Origin of the sequence: Streptomyces luteosporeus (assembly GCF_039532865.1) — a bacterium.
Lineage (GTDB): Bacteria > Actinomycetota > Actinomycetes > Streptomycetales > Streptomycetaceae > Streptomyces > Streptomyces luteosporeus.
The window spans coordinates 152,125-167,863 of record NZ_BAAASL010000014.1 but is presented as its reverse complement, the minus strand read 5'-3'; the positions used below and the strand labels follow the sequence as shown (position 1 = coordinate 167,863).

The 15,739-nt window shown below is 71.0% G+C and carries 17 protein-coding genes; 9 read left to right on the top strand and 8 right to left on the bottom strand.

The window, feature by feature from the left end; translation table 11 throughout:
- Positions 1-13: 13 nt before the first annotated feature.
- A complete protein-coding gene (locus ABD361_RS19850; RefSeq protein WP_344436662.1) occupies positions 14-205 on the bottom strand; it encodes a hypothetical protein in 192 nt (63 codons plus the stop codon).
- Between the two features lie 10 nt (positions 206-215).
- Positions 216-1,067, bottom strand: coding sequence for a helix-turn-helix domain-containing protein (locus ABD361_RS19845; RefSeq protein WP_344436663.1), 852 nt, complete (start codon positions 1,065-1,067; stop codon positions 216-218).
- Between the two features lie 242 nt (positions 1,068-1,309).
- Here ABD361_RS19845 and ABD361_RS19840 point away from each other — a divergent pair, with 242 nt between their 5' ends.
- A complete protein-coding gene (locus ABD361_RS19840; RefSeq protein ID WP_344436664.1) occupies positions 1,310-1,840 on the top strand; it encodes an ATP-binding protein in 531 nt (176 codons plus the stop codon).
- Positions 1,841-1,957: 117 nt separating this feature from the next.
- Positions 1,958-2,137 (top strand): hypothetical protein, encoded by a 180-nt coding sequence (locus tag ABD361_RS19835; protein ID WP_344436665.1) that lies wholly within the window; start codon positions 1,958-1,960, stop codon positions 2,135-2,137.
- A gap of 61 nt (positions 2,138-2,198) precedes the next feature.
- On the opposite strand, the gene ABD361_RS19830 is transcribed toward ABD361_RS19835, so the two are convergent.
- Complete coding sequence (locus tag ABD361_RS19830) at positions 2,199-2,474, bottom strand: hypothetical protein (RefSeq protein WP_344436666.1); 276 nt, start codon at positions 2,472-2,474, stop codon at positions 2,199-2,201.
- 289 nt (positions 2,475-2,763) lie between these two features.
- Between ABD361_RS19830 and ABD361_RS19825 the strand changes: the two genes are divergently transcribed.
- On the top strand, positions 2,764-4,023 hold the full coding sequence (locus ABD361_RS19825) for a hypothetical protein (RefSeq protein ID WP_344436668.1): 1,260 nt from the start codon (positions 2,764-2,766) through the stop codon (positions 4,021-4,023).
- A gap of 59 nt (positions 4,024-4,082) precedes the next feature.
- Here ABD361_RS19825 and ABD361_RS19820 read toward each other — a convergent pair whose 3' ends face one another.
- The gene (locus ABD361_RS19820; RefSeq protein ID WP_344436669.1) at positions 4,083-5,219 is read right to left on the bottom strand and encodes an amidase domain-containing protein; all 1,137 of its coding nucleotides are present in this window, start codon (positions 5,217-5,219) and stop codon (positions 4,083-4,085) included.
- A 253-nt stretch (positions 5,220-5,472) separates the two neighbouring features.
- Positions 5,473-5,853 (bottom strand): DUF192 domain-containing protein, encoded by a 381-nt coding sequence (locus ABD361_RS19815; protein ID WP_425583260.1) that lies wholly within the window; start codon positions 5,851-5,853, stop codon positions 5,473-5,475.
- 68 nt (positions 5,854-5,921) lie between these two features.
- On the opposite strand from ABD361_RS19815, the gene ABD361_RS19810 reads away from it, so the two are divergent.
- Complete coding sequence (locus ABD361_RS19810; RefSeq protein ID WP_344436670.1) at positions 5,922-6,641, top strand: prepilin peptidase; 720 nt, start codon at positions 5,922-5,924, stop codon at positions 6,639-6,641.
- A gap of 449 nt (positions 6,642-7,090) precedes the next feature.
- Here ABD361_RS19810 and mgrA read toward each other — a convergent pair whose 3' ends face one another.
- Positions 7,091-8,128 (bottom strand): L-glyceraldehyde 3-phosphate reductase, encoded by a 1,038-nt coding sequence (gene mgrA / locus ABD361_RS19805; protein WP_344436671.1) that lies wholly within the window; start codon positions 8,126-8,128, stop codon positions 7,091-7,093.
- A 110-nt stretch (positions 8,129-8,238) separates the two neighbouring features.
- Between mgrA and ABD361_RS19800 the strand changes: the two genes are divergently transcribed.
- From ABD361_RS19800 to ABD361_RS19785, 4 genes are all read left to right on the top strand, one after another.
- Positions 8,239-9,000, top strand: a complete 762-nt coding sequence (locus ABD361_RS19800) for an isoprenyl transferase (RefSeq protein ID WP_344436672.1) — start codon at positions 8,239-8,241, stop codon at positions 8,998-9,000.
- 540 nt (positions 9,001-9,540) lie between these two features.
- Entirely contained in the window at positions 9,541-10,863 is a 1,323-nt protein-coding gene (gene phoH2 / locus ABD361_RS19795; protein WP_344436674.1) for an RNA 5'-3' helicase PhoH2, read from the top strand.
- A 404-nt stretch (positions 10,864-11,267) separates the two neighbouring features.
- Positions 11,268-11,978 (top strand): aggregation-promoting factor C-terminal-like domain-containing protein, encoded by a 711-nt coding sequence (locus tag ABD361_RS19790; protein ID WP_486387911.1) that lies wholly within the window; start codon positions 11,268-11,270, stop codon positions 11,976-11,978.
- Positions 11,979-12,101: 123 nt separating this feature from the next.
- Positions 12,102-13,445 carry an AI-2E family transporter gene (locus tag ABD361_RS19785; protein WP_344436676.1) on the top strand — a complete coding sequence of 448 codons (1,344 nt, stop codon included), beginning with the start codon at positions 12,102-12,104 and terminating at the stop codon, positions 13,443-13,445.
- 79 nt (positions 13,446-13,524) lie between these two features.
- Here ABD361_RS19785 and ABD361_RS19780 read toward each other — a convergent pair whose 3' ends face one another.
- Together ABD361_RS19780 and ABD361_RS19775 are read right to left on the bottom strand one after the other, a co-directional pair.
- Positions 13,525-14,058 (bottom strand): alkyl hydroperoxide reductase, encoded by a 534-nt coding sequence (locus ABD361_RS19780; protein WP_344436677.1) that lies wholly within the window; start codon positions 14,056-14,058, stop codon positions 13,525-13,527.
- Between the two features lie 11 nt (positions 14,059-14,069).
- A complete protein-coding gene (locus ABD361_RS19775) occupies positions 14,070-14,624 on the bottom strand; it encodes a peroxiredoxin (RefSeq protein ID WP_344436679.1) in 555 nt (184 codons plus the stop codon).
- A gap of 132 nt (positions 14,625-14,756) precedes the next feature.
- Between ABD361_RS19775 and ABD361_RS19770 the strand changes: the two genes are divergently transcribed.
- Positions 14,757-15,719 carry a hydrogen peroxide-inducible genes activator gene (locus ABD361_RS19770; protein WP_344436680.1) on the top strand — a complete coding sequence of 321 codons (963 nt, stop codon included), beginning with the start codon at positions 14,757-14,759 and terminating at the stop codon, positions 15,717-15,719.
- Positions 15,720-15,739: the final 20 nt, after the last annotated feature.

The window sequence follows — 15,739 nt, the reverse complement described above, 5'->3', positions numbered from 1 at the left end:
CCTTCCTCCATTGTCACAGCAAGTGGTCGGCCTTGCCGGCTTTGATGTCGCGGATGAGGGTGCGGAGTGCTTCGCGGGTGTCGGTGAGGTAGTGGTCCTCGTCTCCGGCGACAGCTATGTAGCCGTTGCCGGCCTCGTCGGTGCCTAAGCGGAAACATGCGCTTCCTTCGGCGCAGTAGGGGTCTTCCCAGGTGATCTCGGGCATGGCAGCCTCCTCAGAGGTCGCTTGCGATGCCGTGGATGAAGTCCCGTGAACGGGCGGAATCCAGCGCGGACCGTTCCATCCAGTCCAGGTGCGAGCGGTACCGCTCCAGTTGTGACTCGGCGCAGAGAAAGATCGGCCCGTCCGCCGAGTCCAGCTGCACTGTGTCGAGCTGCCGTACGGGGCCTTCCGCATACAACATCGCGTGGCCGGCGCCCGGGAAGGCGCCCGTCTCGACCGGGACGACCCGGAGCACGATGTGGTCCCGCTCCGACATGAGCAGCAGGTGGTTCAGCTGGCGGCCCGTCACTCGTCTCCCTCCGAACTGCATGCGCAGGGCGGCCTCGTGGATGTATCCCACGTAGTGCTGGGGCCGTTGCCGCTCGAAAGCCTGCTGTCGTTGCATGCGGTGTGCCACGCGGAGCTCGACCTCCAGCCGCGGCATGGGAGGCAGAACTGCCGCGAAGATTGCCCGGGCGTAGTCCTCGGTCTGCAGCAGGCCCGGCAGGTGCATGACCTGTGAGGTGAATACCCGTGTGGCGTGCCACTCCAACTCGGCGATGTCGAGCATGCCCGCGGGCACCGTGCCCCTGAAGTCCTCCCACCACCCCCGCTCCCGCTCGGCGGCCATGGCGGCCAGTGCCTCGATGTACTTTTCGTCGCAGCAGGCGTAGTTGCAGGCGAGCGAGCGCACGCGTTCCGGCGTGATCACGCGCACTCCGGCCTCGATGTTGGAGATTTTCGTACGGTCGACGCCGAGCAACCCGGCTGCGTAGTCGGTCGATCGCCCGGCGGCGAGCCGCATCCTGCGCAGTTCGGCTCCCAGCCGCTTCTGGCGCTCGGTCGGTGTCTTCCTGGGTGGCATGCCACCTTCCTACCGGCGGATCGGCGCGGACGTACCCATGTGCACGAACCCTCACTCGTTAGGGGCAATAGCCACTGGAGCAGTGGCACTGTGCCACGGATCCGGCCTAGCTTCGATGCCGCACCGCCAAAGCCCCGCGCAGCGGAAGCGCATCCGACGTCCGTTCCACGGGCGGGGGACAGGCCACCGCGAGGGCCGGGGGCGCGTGCTCATCACTCACCCACCCCCTACGGGAGCGCCGCATGGCATCCGTCAGCCTTTGCCCGGTCGTCCACCCCGCCGTACCCGATGTCGCCGAGCACGTACGGCACGCCTCGATCCAGCACCGGGATCCGTACGACCTTGCCTACAGCTATGCCATCCCCGGTGAGCCGCATGCCGTGGCGGTGGCCCGGGCCGGTGTGCTCCGGGCCCTGGAGGCGCACGGGCTCGGTGACCTCGTGCCGCCCGCCCTGCAGGCGACCGGTGAACTCGTCGCGTGTGCGGCGCTGTTCGAGCCCGGTCAGGTGCTGTACCTGTCGCTGCGGTGGCGGCGGGAAGTGGAGGGGGTGTGCATCACGCTGTGGGATCCGCACTCCGGTCACTCCGAGGCGGACGGTTCCGCGCGGTGCGCGGCGCGGCGCAACCGGATGCTGTATCTGCTGGCGTGCGTCGTGCACGAGTGCAAGGGCAAGTGGGGCGTCATCCGGCCCGCGCCCGGGCGCGAAGGCACCAAGGTCTGGGTGAACCTGCCCCGGGCCGGGGCTGCCGACTACGCTGCGGCGATCGCTTGAGGGGGGAGCGGCGGAGGATCGATTCCTCGCTCCCGTACGGGTGATGGGGTGCATCGGGCCGTCCGGGTCCGGGCAGAGCGGGTGTGTTTCGACCCGTTCTGCATCTGGAGGCACATCGTGCGCCGTCTCACCGTCGTCCTCGTCGGAATCACCGCGTTCTTCGGGCTGCTCGCCGGGCCGGCGAGTGCGGATGACGGGCCGTTCAGCCGGATGGTGAGTGTGAACGCCAACGCCGTCAGCGCGGATCCGTGGCACTCCGGGGCTCCGGAGCGGAACGGGCTCGTCGTCCTGCCGTGAAAGACGACCGCTCCGGCCTCCCGTACGGAAGGCCGGAGCGGTGTGCCGTCAGGAGGGGTGGTCAGCCGCCGAAGGGGCCGCTGGTGTTGCGGTCGGCGGCCTCGCACTGGTGGATGCGCTTCTCGATCTGGCTGGCGCGGTCGAGGGTGCGGCGGGCGGCCTCGCGCTGGCCCTGGCTCTTCTGGCGGGCGGCCTCGCGCTTGAGCGTGTCGGCCTCCTTGTGCAGCTTGGCGACGTCACAGGTGATGCCTGCGGCCTGGGCGGCCGGGGCGACGGTGGCGGCGACGCCACCGGCGAGGGCGGCGGCGAGAACAATGGCGGTCATGCGGCGACGCATGGTCGCTCCTTTCGAATTGCCGATCAGTTCCAGCCATAGCCGTGGCGGGAACTGATCGGTAACCGTACCGGAGACGCACTGCTGTTGAGGACGCGGTATCTCCGCTTCCGGTTCCAACGGGCGGACCGAACAGGCGATTTCGGTTGCATCGGACACCGCACGTCCCGCTGCTCGCCCAACTCGCCCTGCCCGGAAGGGTCGTACGCTCGCGCGGCCGTCCCCCGCGCGGCAGGATGGGGCCCGCGCGGCGGCGGGGGACGGCAGGGGAGCGCGGTGAGGGAGGCGGGAGATGAGGGGCCGGCTCGTCGGGGCGGCGACGGCGATGGGGGTGGCGGGAGTGCTGGCGGCGGGAACGGCAGGCGCACAGGCCGCCGAGGGGCCGGCCGCCTACCGGCCGGCCGCCGGAGCGAGCCCGGTGCGGGGGGCCGCCGGCGCCGGCGGGGACGCCCCCGTGCTCGCGGCGGACCCGGCGGCGTACACCGACAGCATCGCCCCCGGCGAGACCCGTTCCTACGGCGTGGAACTGGACGACCGCGCCAGCGCGTACGTCTCCGTCGTCGCCGTGCCCCGGCCCGGCAGCCGGATGGGCTTACGCGACGGCATCGACGTGTTGTTGCTGGCACCGGACGGCACCGCCTGCGGCGGTGTGCGCCACCGCTCCTTCGCGTCGACCGGTGGCGCGTACCCGCTGGCCGACTACGCCGAGCGCGTGGTGAAGGCGTCGGGCGGGGCGTGCGCCAAGGCCGGTACGTACCGCTTCGTGGTCCGGCGCGGGGACGCGACGGGCGGCGATGCCGCGCCCGTACAGCTGGAGTTGAAGTACACCGCAGGGCCGCCGCGGCACACGATCGCCGCCGCGCTGCCGACCGCGCCCGGCGGCTGGAGCTCGCAGCCGCCGTCGCCGCGTCCGACGGGCCGCGCCCGCGGGGTGCACGGCGGCACGGGCTTCGACGACGCCGCCGAGATCGCGCCCGGGGCGTGGCAGGACACGATCCGTCCGGGCGAGACGCGCTTCTACCGGGTGCGGGTCGACGCCGGCGAACAGCTCTTCGCGGACGCCGAGTTCGGGGCGGGCGCGGCGGACCGCGGCCCGTACGTCGTCGGCGGGCTGCGGGTCGGCCTGAACAACCCCGGGCGCGGCTACGTCATGAACCGCACCGGCAGCTACCAGGGCCGGCCGGCCACCGTCTCCCTGGCCACGCCCCCGGCCGCGAACGACGGCGGTGACGGCGGGGAGGCGGCCCGCGGGATGAGCCTGCCCGGCTGGTACTACCTGCAGGTGAGCGTGAGCCCCAAGGTCCGCGGGGACGGGGGAGTGCCGGTCGCGCTCGCCGTGTCCGTGGCCGGCGCGCGGCCGGCGGTCGCCACGGGCGGCGGCGCGGGCGGCGGGGGCCGGCAGGTCACCGGCGTGGAGCCGGTCGCGGCGGCCGGGGCGGCGCGGCGCGGCGAGCGGCTGCGGATCCTCGGCTACGCGGGGATCGGCACGGGCAGCGCCCTGCTGATCGGGCTCGGCGCATGGAGCCTGGCGGCGCGCCGCCGCGACGAGTGAGAGAAGTGAGACGAGTGGGCGGTGGGCCCGGCCGGACCCACCGCGGAAAAGGGCACCTGTCAGGTGCGGTACGCGTAGTAGACCGCGTCGGGGTTGGAGGCGATGATGCTCGCCACCGACTTCCGGAAGGTGTTGGTGGAGTGGTATGTCACGTACGGCACGCCCATGCGGCTGCGGTAGGTGACGATCATCGAGTGGTCCTTGGACCCGTCGCGGTCGAAGTCCATCTGCAGGATGTCACCGACGTCCATCTGGTAGACGTTCTGCAGGTTGGTCGCGCGCTTCTGCGACAGGGTGAACCACGACCACTCGTTGGCGCCGACCCAGGAGGTGCTCAGGCTCCGGTTCGAGGAGTTGTACCACCACTTGGTGTAGTCGGATTCCGAGCCCGGCGCGTCCTTCCAGCCACCGGCCTTCAGGGCCTGGCTGATGAAGTTCGTGCAGTCGCCGCCGCCCTTGTTGAAGCTCGGGTAGGCGGGGTTGTACCGGCTCCAGTACTTCTCCGCATAGGCCGCCATGGCCTTGTAGTCGTAACCGCCGGCCTTCTGCGTCTTCGGCGCGGGGCGGGCCGGCCAGGTGATGGCGGCCGGGGTCGCCTTCGGGTAGCCGTCGCCGTCGGTCGCGGGCGCCGGAGCCGTCACCGGCTGGTTGACGGCGCGCGGGCCCTCGTCCTTGGCGCGGATGGTCGACAGCTCCCAGCTGCCCTTGGAGCCGCGGGTGAACGTCAGCTCGTGGTGGGCCTGGAAGCCGGTGGTCGTCGGCTCGTCGCCGCGCACCTTCTTGTACGTCAGGACCGTGGTCTCGGTGACCTGGACGGTGGCGGTGCGGCCCTTGATGCGGACGCCGTCCGTGCTGACCTTGGTCTCGGCGTTGCTGTAGACCTCGCCCAGCTGCTCCAGGACCTTCTTGCGGTCGCGCAGCGAGCTCAGGCCGGAGGTCTCGGTGCGGGCCAGGCCCGAGGCCACGCGCACCTTCTTGTCGTGCAGGTCGCCCGGTCTGGTGACCCGGCGGCCGTCGAGGAGGGCCGCAGTGCGCTCGTTCAGCACCGCGTCGGCGAGGCGGCCGAAGGAATCGGTCGTCGCCCTGTCCACCGTGTTGTTGTCCTGTGCACCGATGGCCGTGGACGGCAGCAGAACACCCGCGGCGGCCACGGTGAGTCCTGCTCCGATAACGGATATGAGCGTCTTTCGCTTCACGAAGTTTCCTCTTGTCAAACCGGCCTGGGCTGACCGGTGAGTCGGAATCTTCGCACGAAGTTTCGTCATATTGAATGCGTGCCGGAATCCCGGACCGAAGGCGAAGTCAATCTGATATAGCGGTCGGTGGGCGGCGGATGACGTTTTGTCCGGGTGTTTCGTGGTGCTGCCCCGCGACTGTCACGATCTTGTTCCGGTTGTGTTCCCGTCCTGTTCCTGTGCCCGGTCCTGCGCCCGGTCCTGTGCCCCGGTCCTACGGCCCTGGCCGGGGGACGGGCTCCAGCCGGTCGCCCGGCCGCAGCCCCCAGGCGCTCATGGCCCCGGCCGCGGCCTCCAGCACCATGCGCGCACGCAGGCGCGGCAGGCCGATGCGGCCCGGCGGCATGGTGCGCACGGCGAGGACGGTGAAGTCACGGCGCAGGTACGCCACGTCGATGGGGAAGCGCATGCCCAGGGTGTGCACCCCGGAGGCGGGGACGAGCAGCAGACCGCCCTCCACCCCGTCCCGCCCGAGGAGCCCGCGGGTGCGGGACCGTGCCGAGGCGGCCACCTCGACCGGCATCGTCACGCCCGAGGCGGGGACGCGGAGTTGGGCGGAACCGTCCCGTACCCAGTCGTGCTGCCGGCGAGCCATGGCCAGAGGGTAGCCGGAGTTTTCCACAGGCCCGGACGGGATGCGCCGAACGTGCGTAATCTCGCGGCATGTACTCGCTGTTGATCGCCGTGTGCGGTGTGTACGGGGCGCTGGCCGGTGCCCTGGCGGCGCGGGCGCGGTACCGGCTGGCCGTGGCGCCGGAGGAGCCGTGGCGCACGGCCGCACCCTGCGGCCACGCCGTTGCGGGCTGGCTGGGCCCGGCCCGCTGCGCGGTGTGCGGCGGGCGGTACGGGCCGGGTGCGCCGTGGTCCGCCGCCGGGACGGCCCTGGCGTGCGCGGCGCTGGCCGCGGCGGCCGGGGCGCGGCCGGAGCTCGGGGTGTGGCTGCTGGCCGCACCGGTGGGGGTGGTGCTGGCGGGCGTCGACTGGTCGGTGCGCCGGCTGCCGGACGTCCTCACGCTGCCGCTGGCGGCGGGCGTGGCAGTGCTGCTCGGCGTCGCCGCCCTGATACCGGGCGCGGCCGGCTCCTGGCCGCGGGCCCTGCTCGGCGGAGCCGTGCTGGGCGGGGGATACCTGGTGCTGTTCCTGCTGCATCCGGCGGGCATGGGCTTCGGCGACGTCAAGCTCGCCCCGGCGCTGGGCTGCGTGCTGGGCTGGTACGGCTGGGGTGCGCTGCTCGCGGGCGCCTTCGCGGGCCTGCTGCTCGGCTCCCTCTACGGCAATGCCCTGCGCCTGACGGGGCGCGCAGCGCGCGGCGCCACGATCCCGCTGGGGCCGTTCCTGATCGCGGGGGCATGGGTGGGGGTGCTGCTGCGGGCCGGGGGATGACGTCATGGACGGGCCGGTGGCCCGCGCCGCGCCCGTACCTGCCGCCATCCGGGTGTGATGTCGGCTACGTTCTCGCCATGATCACGTCCAAAATGCGGAATGGCGTCAAGCGGATGATGACTTTGCAAGACATTTTCGGCTGACACGCCGGACGCCTTTGAACAACGCGCCAGGATGGCCGGTTCTACGCCGTAGGCCCAGTACTGAAGGGTCCTCCGGCCATCGGCGGGGCCCCGCGCAGAGGTGTATTCAAGATCGAATAGGGGGCTCCGGGTCAGCACGCCACGGATTGTCACCCCCCTCGATGCACCGAACACGGCCCCGGACCGGTTATGGTGGAAACCCCCCCTCGGGCCGGTCCGTATCCCCCCCACGGACCGGCCCGTTTTTCTTTCCCTCTGGTCACTCTCCGTGACGAGCCGTGCGGAAGCCGGTTCCGCGGGCCCGGGTCAGCCGCGCTGGGCCCAGATATTGACGCCTTCGGCACTCACGGCAAGGGCATCGATTTCGGCCAGTTCTTCCTTGGTCAGCGGTGCCCCGCCCAGCGCGGCGACGTTCGCCTCCAGCTGGGCCACGCTGGAGGCCCCCGTCAGCGCCGAGGTCATCCGCTCGTCCCGCAGCACCCAGCTCAGCGCCAGCTGCGCCAGCGTCTGGCCCCGGCGCTGCGCGATCGCGTTCAGCCCGCGCAGCCGCTCCACGACCTGCCCGGTCAGCAGCGCGGGGTCCAGCGAGGTGCCCCTGGAGGCGCGCGAGCCCTCCGGGACGCCCTGGAGGTACTTGTCGGTGAGCAGGCCCTGCGCCAGCGGCGCGAAGGCGATGCAGCCCATGCCCTCGTCCTCCAGCGTGTCGAGGAGCGCGTCGTCCTCGGTCCACCGGTTGATCATCGAGTACGACGGCTGGTGGATCAGCGCGGGCACGCCCATCTCGCGCAGCAGCCGCGCGGCCTCGCGTGTCTGCTCGGCGTTGTAGGAGGACACCCCCGCGTACAGCGCCTTGCCCTGCTGCACCGCGGACGCCAGCGCGCCCATCGTCTCTTCGAGCGGCGTGTGCGGGTCGAAACGGTGCGAGTAGAAGATGTCGACGTACTCCAGACCCATCCGGCGCAACGAGGCGTCCAGCGACGACAACAAGTACTTGCGGGAGCCCCACTCGCCGTACGGGCCGGGGTGCATGAGGTAGCCGGCCTTCGTCGAGATGACGAGTTCGTCCCGGTAGGGCCGGAAATCCTGCTCCAGCAGCTTGCCGAAGTTCAGCTCGGCCGAGCCCGGCGGCGGCCCGTAATTGTTGGCCAGATCGAAGTGGGTGACCCCCAGGTCGAAGGCGCGGCGCAGGATCGCCCGCTGCGAGTCGAGGGTGCGGTCGTCGCCGAAGTTGTGCCACAGTCCCAAGGAGATCGCGGGCAGCTTGAGCCCGCTGCGGCCGGTGCGCCGGTACTCCATGGAGTCGTAGCGCGCCGGGGCCGCCCGGTAGAGCGAGGGATCGGTCATGTGCACCTGACTATCACGGTCTTGTGACAGGGCTAGTTGGGTCCTCGCGACACGCTGGCAGTAGGGTGGCGCCCTCGGGGCGACCGCCATGGCATGGAGGGGCAGGAAGAGTGAAGTTGCGCGACCTGGTGTACAGGCTTTACGCACGCCGGGTGGAGGGCCGCCTCGACCATGCCCAGGTGCCCAAGCACATCGGCGTCATCCTCGACGGCAACCGCCGCTGGGCGCGGGCGGACGGCCGGACGACCGAACAGGGTCACCAGGCCGGCGCGGACAAGATCTCCGAGCTGCTCGGCTGGTGCGCGGAGACCGACGTCGAGGTCGTCACCCTCTGGATGCTCTCCACGGACAACCTCGACCGTCCGGCCGAGGAGCTCATGCCGCTGCTCGCCATCATCGAGAACACCGTGCGCGGCCTGGCCGCCGACGGCCGCTGGCGCGTGCACCACGTGGGCAACCTCGACCTGCTGCCGGGCCGCACGCAGCAGGTGCTCAAGGAGGCCGAGCAGGACACGCTCGACCGCAAGGGAATACTCGTCAACGTCGCCGTCGGCTACGGCGGCCGGCAGGAGATCGCCGACGCGGTGCGCTCGCTGATCCTGGAGGCGGCGGAGAGCGGCACGTCCTTCGAGGAGCTGGCCGAGATGGTCGACGTCGACCACATCACCAAGCACCTCTACACCAAGGGCCAGCCCGACCCCGACCTCATCATCCGCACCAGCGGTGAACAGCGGCTGTCCGGCTTCATGCTCTGGCAGAGCGCCCACTCCGAGTACTACTTCTGCGAAGTCTTCTGGCCCGCCTTCCGGAAGGTCGACTTCCTGCGTGCGCTGCGGGATTACGCGGCGCGTCACCGGCGGTACGGCTACTAGGGCCTGGCCGCACGGCGCCCCATAGGGGCGCGGGGAACTGCGCGACAAGCCACGACGTGCCCGCAGGTGGGGTGCCGTGCTTCACCCGGGCCGCGGGGCGGCGTGTCGCCTGCGGGCCGTCGGGGGCCGATCGCGCAGTTCCCCGCGCCCCTACGGGGCGCACCGGTGCGCGGTCCGACGCAGCGGCGGGGGCGCCGTTGCGCGAACTGAAGTGCGGGCAACGGGGGATCGATCGTTCACCTGCTCGTCGCATATGCCGTTGCATGGTCACGCGAAGGAGCGGGAATATCCCCTGCAGGCCGGCGGTCTTCAGCGGGACCGTCGCTCTGCCAGCGGGCGGCATGGGGTCGCCCGCCCGGGAGGCCCTTTGCACCAGGACGACGCCCGTGGGCACCGAGCGGTGGCAAGCGCCCGCACGGCCGACGCGGCGGGCCGGAGGTCCGGCGACCCTGGCGGGGCCGGCACCCGGCCCGTTCCCCGCGCCCCCGTACCTCACGCCGGCGGCGCGTCTCACCTCTGCACGAGGGGGTACGTCCACCCGTGGTGACCAGCAAGAAGCGCCGTGATGCCGACCGGCGCACCTTCGTCCTCGACACCAGCGTCCTGCTGGCCGACCCAGGATCGATGACCCGCTTCGAGGAGCACGAGGTCGTGCTGCCCGTGGTGGTGGTCACGGAGTTGGAGGCCAAGCGGCACCATCCGGAGCTCGGGTACTTCGCCCGCAAGGCCCTGCGCCTGCTGGACGACTACCGGGTGCAGCACGGGCGGCTGGACGCGCCCGTGCCGATCGGTGAGCTGGGCGGCTCGCTGCGCGTCGAGCTGAACCACTCGGATCCCGGCATACTGCCCGCCGGTTTCCGCCTCGGCGACAACGACTCGCGCATCCTCGCGGTCGCCCGCAACCTGCAGGCCGAGGGCTACGACGTCACCGTCGTCTCCAAGGACCTGCCGCTGCGGATCAAGGCGTCGGCGGTGGGGCTGCTGGCGGAGGAGTACCGGGCGGAGCTGGCCGTCACCGACTCCGGCTGGACGGGCATGGCGGAGCTGACCGTCACCTCCGAGCAGGTCGACGAACTCTTCGCCGCCGAGCGGGTGTCCGTGCCCGGAGCGGCGGAACTGCCCGTGCACACCGGGCTCGTCCTGCAGTCGGAGCGGGGCAGCGCGCTGGGCCGGGTGACGGCCGACGGTGCGGTGCGGCTGGTGCGCGGCGACCGCGAGGCGTTCGGCATCCACGGCCGCAGCGCCGAGCAGCGCGTGGCGCTGGACCTGCTGCTGGACCCGGAGGTCGGCATCGTCTCGATGGGCGGCCGGGCCGGTACGGGCAAGTCGGCGCTGGCCCTGTGCGCGGGGCTGGAGGCGGTCCTGGAGCGGCGGCAGCACCGCAAGGTGATGGTCTTCCGGCCGCTGTACGCGGTGGGCGGCCAGGAGTTGGGCTACCTGCCCGGCACCGAGGCCGAGAAGATGAGCCCGTGGGCGCAGGCGGTCTTCGACACCCTCTCGGCGGTGACGACGGCGGAGGTCATCGAGGAGGTGGTGGGCCGCGGGATGCTCGAAGTGCTGCCGCTGACCCACATCCGGGGCCGCTCGCTGCACGACGCGTTCGTCATCGTGGACGAGGCCCAGTCGCTGGAGCGGAACGTGCTGCTGACGGTGCTCTCGCGCATCGGGGCCAACTCCCGGGTCGTTCTCACCCATGACGTGGCGCAGCGGGACAATCTGCGCGTCGGGCGGTACGACGGTGTGGTCGCCGTGGTGGAGAAGCTGAAGGGGCATCCTCTGTTCTCGCACGTGACGCTCACGCGTTCGGAGCGCTCGCCGATCGCGGCGATGGTGACCGAAATGCTGGAGGACGGCCGCATCTAGCGGGATCCGTTCCCGGTTCGGCGCGCGGCGGGCGCAGCAGCCTAGCCGCGCGTCGTCGTGTGCCGCGGCTCTTTCCGTGAACCGGTCGGGATAAACGAGGTGTGAGCTTTCCCACGTACCCAAGAATTGCTTCGCGGCGTGTCGTTCGGGCAGAGTCTGGTTCCTGTCAGGCCCCGCATACGGCACTTGGGCCCCTGAAGGGGGCTCGCGTATCACACACAACTGAAGAACGTCGCCGTATGCCGCCCGAGCACTGAGCGGACCTCCCTCACGGAGGGCCCACCGGGTCAGTGCCTCCCGTGACCGGCCGGCCCTTTCGGGGTCCGGTGCCTTCGGAGGCCAGCGCCAGGGGCACGATCGCGTCCGCGAGGTCACCTATGCGGGCGATGCTGGAAGGAAACCGTGTGAGCCGGATTTCGGTCCGGGGATTCGCCGTGGCATCCGCCACCGCGGTCACCACCGTTGGCGCCGTTGTCGGTGTCGCCGCGGGTCACGACCAGGGTACGACCGACCGGGTCGAGGCCACCGCCGCGGACACCACTGTTCTCGCGGGCATTCCCGTCGCGCAGAACGTCCAGGCGCAGTCCGCTTCCCTCACGCAGCAGGCCGAGTCGCAGACCGAGGCCGCCGACGCCGCCGCCAAGAAGGAAGCCGAGGAGGCCGCGCGCAAGCAGGCCGCCGAGGACGCCACCGCCAAGAAGGAAGAGGCGGAGAAGAAGGCGAAGGAGGAGGCGGAGGAGAAGGCCGCCAAGCGCGACCAGGAGAACATCGCCAGCCGTTCCGCGGCGCGCGACGCGTCCTCGTTCGCGGTCAAGGGCTCCTACTCCGTCGCCGAGGTCCAGGCGATCGCCCGGCAGATGGTCCCGGGCGACCAGTTCCAGTGCTTCAGCAACATTGTGAACAACGAGAGCAGCTGGGACTACACGGCCACCAACGCCTCCTCCGGCGCGTACGGTCTGGTGCAGGCGCTGCCCGGCACCAAGATGGCCTCGGCGGGTGCCGACTGGCGTACCAACCCGGCCACCCAGATCAAGTGGGGCCTGAGCTACATGAACGAGCGCTACGGCAGCCCGTGCGGCGCCTGGTCGTTCTGGCAGGCCAACCAGTGGTACTAGGTCCTTCCGGACCCCGCTGACCGCTGACGAGACCCCGACCGGTACCGGTCGGGGTCTCGTCACGTCCGGGCAGGTAACGTCTCAGCAGGGATGGCCACGGGGGAGTGGGGTAGAGGAAGAAGAATGTCCAGATTGCCACGATGGGTGGGCGGGCTGGGAGCGGGTCTGACGCGGCTCGCCGAACGGCTCGAAACCCGCAGGGCCGCCGCCGAGTCCGGCACGCAACCCGGGCCCGTACCCACGCCTGCCCGCGTCACGGCGCCCGAACCCTCCGTTCCGCAGCCCGCTGCCGCGCCCCCGGCCGAGCCCGCCGCGGCTCCGGCCGTACGACCCGAGGCCGCCCGGCCCGACCCGGTCACGGCCGTCCCCTGGGGCATCCGGGTCGCGGCCGAGGTCGCCTGGCGGCTGCTGATCCTCGCCGGCACCTTGTACGTACTGATGCGCGTGATCAGTGCGGTACGGCTGGTGGTGCTGGCCTTCGTGGCCGGTCTGCTCATCACCGCCCTGCTGCAGCCCACGGTGGGCGCGCTCAAGCGGCGCGGGGTCCCGCGCGGCCTGGCCACGGCCATGACCTTCGTCTCCGGCTTCGTGGTGATGGGGCTGGTCGGCTGGTTCGTCGCCTGGCAGGTGACGGAGAACCTCGACGACCTCTCGCAGCAGGTGCAGCACGGCATCACCGAGCTCAAGCGCTGGCTGCTCAACAGCCCGTTCCACGTCACGCAGGACCAGATCAACAACATCGCCGACAAGCTGAGCGAAGCCATCGGCACCAATACCAAGGACATCACCTCGGCGGGCATAGAAGGCGTCCAGGTCATCATCGAGGTCCTCACGGGCATCCTGCTCGCGATGTTCTCGACGCTCTTCCTGCTCTACGACGGCCCCCGCATCTGGCAGTGGCTGCTCAAGCTGGTGCCGGCCGCCGCCCGCGAGGGCGTGGCGGGCGCCGGCCCGCGGGCGTGGACGACGCTGACCGCCTATGTGCGCGGCACGGTGATAGTGGCGCTGATCGACGCGATCTTCATCGGCATCGGGCTGTTCTTCCTGAACGTGCCCATGGCCGTGCCGCTGGCCGTGTTCATCTTCCTGTTCGCCTTCATCCCGCTGGTCGGCGCGGTGGTCTCCGGCGCGCTGGCGGTCGTGGTGGCGCTCGTCACCCGCGACGTCTTCACGGCGATGATGGTGCTCGTGGTCGTGCTCGCGGTGCAGCAGATCGAGGGCCACGTCCTGCAGCCGTTCATCCTCGGCCGCGCGGTGCGCGTCCACCCGCTGGCCGTCGTCCTCGCCGTCGCCGCCGGCTCGATGATCGCCGGCATCGGCGGCGCCGTCGTGGCCGTGCCCCTGGTGGCGGTGACCAACACGGTCGTCGGCTATCTGCGCGCGTACGCGCGGGAGGCGACCGAGCGCGGCACGGACGCCGGCCTGCCGGAGGGCGCGCCGGGCGCGCCGCCGGCGGGCGGCAGCTGAGCGGAACAGCCGAGCAAAAGGGGCGGGCCCCCGACCTGGTTCAGGTCGGGGGCCCGCCCCTCGATGCGGTGGGCCGCGATCAGCCGTTCAGCACGGCTTCCGCGTCCAGCGTCGCGCCGACGGCCTGGAGGACGGCGGCGATCTTGAACGCTTCCTGGATCGTCTCCCGGTCGACACCGGCCTTGCGGAGCACCTGCTCGTGCGAGTCGAGGCACAGGCCGCAGCCGTTGATGGCGGAGACCGCCAGGGACCACAGCTCGAAGTCGACCTTCTCCACGCCCGGGTTGCCGATGACGTTCATCCGCAGACCGGCCCGAAGGTTGCCGTACTCCGGGTCCGACAGCAGGTGCCGGGTCCGGTAGTAGACGTTGTTCATCGCCATGATGGCGGCGGCGGCCTTGGCGGCCTCGTACGCCTCCGGGGAGAGGTGGGTCTTGGCCTCCGGCTCCAGCTCGCGCAGCACGATCGGCGAACGGGTCGCGATCGCGCAGGAGAGCACGGTGCCCCACAGCTGCTGCTGGGGCAGCGTGGAGTTGCCGATGACCGAGCCGAGGTTCAGCTTCAGGTCCTTGGCGTAGCCCGGTATCGCGGACTTCAGCTCATCGAGGGCCATGGGAGATCAGCTCACTCGCCGGCGAGGAGCTTGACCGCGTCGAGGGTCTCCTCGCCCTTGGACCAGTTGCAGGGGCACAGCTCGTCGGTCTGCAGGGCGTCGAGGACCCGCAGGACCTCCTTGGGGTTACGGCCCACGGAACCGGCGGTCACCATGACGAACTGGATCTCGTTGTTCGGGTCGACGATGAAGACGGCGCGCTGGGCGTAGCCGTCCTCGCCCTCGACGCCGCAGCCGCGCATCAGCTCGTGCTTGGCGTCGGCGAGCATCGGGAAGGGCAGGTCGCGCAGGTCCTTGTGGTCCTTGCGCCAGGCGTGGTGGACGAACTCCGAGTCGCCGGAGACGCCGAGGATCTGGGCGTCACGGTCGGCGAACTCCTCGTTCAGCTGGCCGAACGCGGCGATCTCGGTCGGGCAGACGAAGGTGAAGTCCTTCGGCCAGAAGAAAACGACCTTCCACTTGCCCTCGTAGGTCTTGTGGTCGATCTGCGCGAAGGCCTTGTCGGCCTCGAGCGAGACACAGGCGGTCAGGTCGAACTCGGGGAACTTGTCACCGACAGTGAGCACGCGCTCTCCTTGCAACGAAGGAAACCCACTGATTCGGGGGTTTCCTGCGGGTTGGACAAGAACACAGTGCCACAGGAGGCATTGATAGGGGAAATAGGTAGACTGGGTGGCGTTGATTGGAGGTGGTTATCAGTGACGTCGTCGGCCTCGTCCATAGCCCCCGGACGCGCCCGCCAGCCCAGCCTCGCCCAGCTGCGCGCCTTCGCCGCCGTGGCCGAGCACCTGCACTTCAGGGACGCCGCGACGGCCATCGGCATGAGCCAGCCCGCGCTCTCCGGTGCCGTCTCCACCCTTGAGGAGACCCTCGGAATTCAGCTTCTCGAGCGTACGACCCGCAAGGTGCTGCTCAGTCCTGCGGGTGAGCGGCTCGCCGTCCGGGCCCGCGCCGTCCTGGAGGCGGTCGGCTCCTTCATGGAGGAGGCGGAAGCTGCCCGCGCCCCCTTCACCGGCGTCCTGCGCCTGGGCGTCATCCCCACCGTCGCGCCGTACCTGCTGCCCACCGTCCTGCGCCTGGTCCACGACCGCTACCCGCAGCTGGACCTGCAGGTCCACGAGGAGCAGACCGGCTCCCTGCTCGACGGGCTCGCCCAGGGCCGGCTCGACCTGCTGCTGCTCGCCGTGCCGCTCGGCATGTCCTGGATCACCGAACTCCCGCTCTTCGACGAGGACTTCGTGCTGGTCACCCCGCACGACCACTGGCTGGCCGGGCGCGGCGACATCCCCCGCGAGGCCCTGCGCGAGCTGGACCTGCTGCTGCTCGACGAGGGCCACTGCCTGCGCGACCAGGCCCTGGACGTGTGCCGGGAGGCCGGCCGCACCGCGGGGGTCGCCGCGACGACCAGCGCCGCCGGGCTCTCCACGCTCGTCCAGCTGGTCGGCGGCGGGCTCGGGGTGACCCTGCTGCCGGCCACGGCCCTGCAGGTGGAGACCGGCCGCAGCGAACGGCTCGCGACCGGCCACTTCGCCGACCCCGCGCCCTCGCGCCGGATCGCCCTGGCGATGCGGACGGGGGCCGCCCGCCAGGGCGAGTTCGAGGCGTTCGCCGCCGCCCTGCGCTCGGAGCTGCGACGACTTCCGGTACGGATCGTGAACTGAACGGATCGTGAACCGAGGCG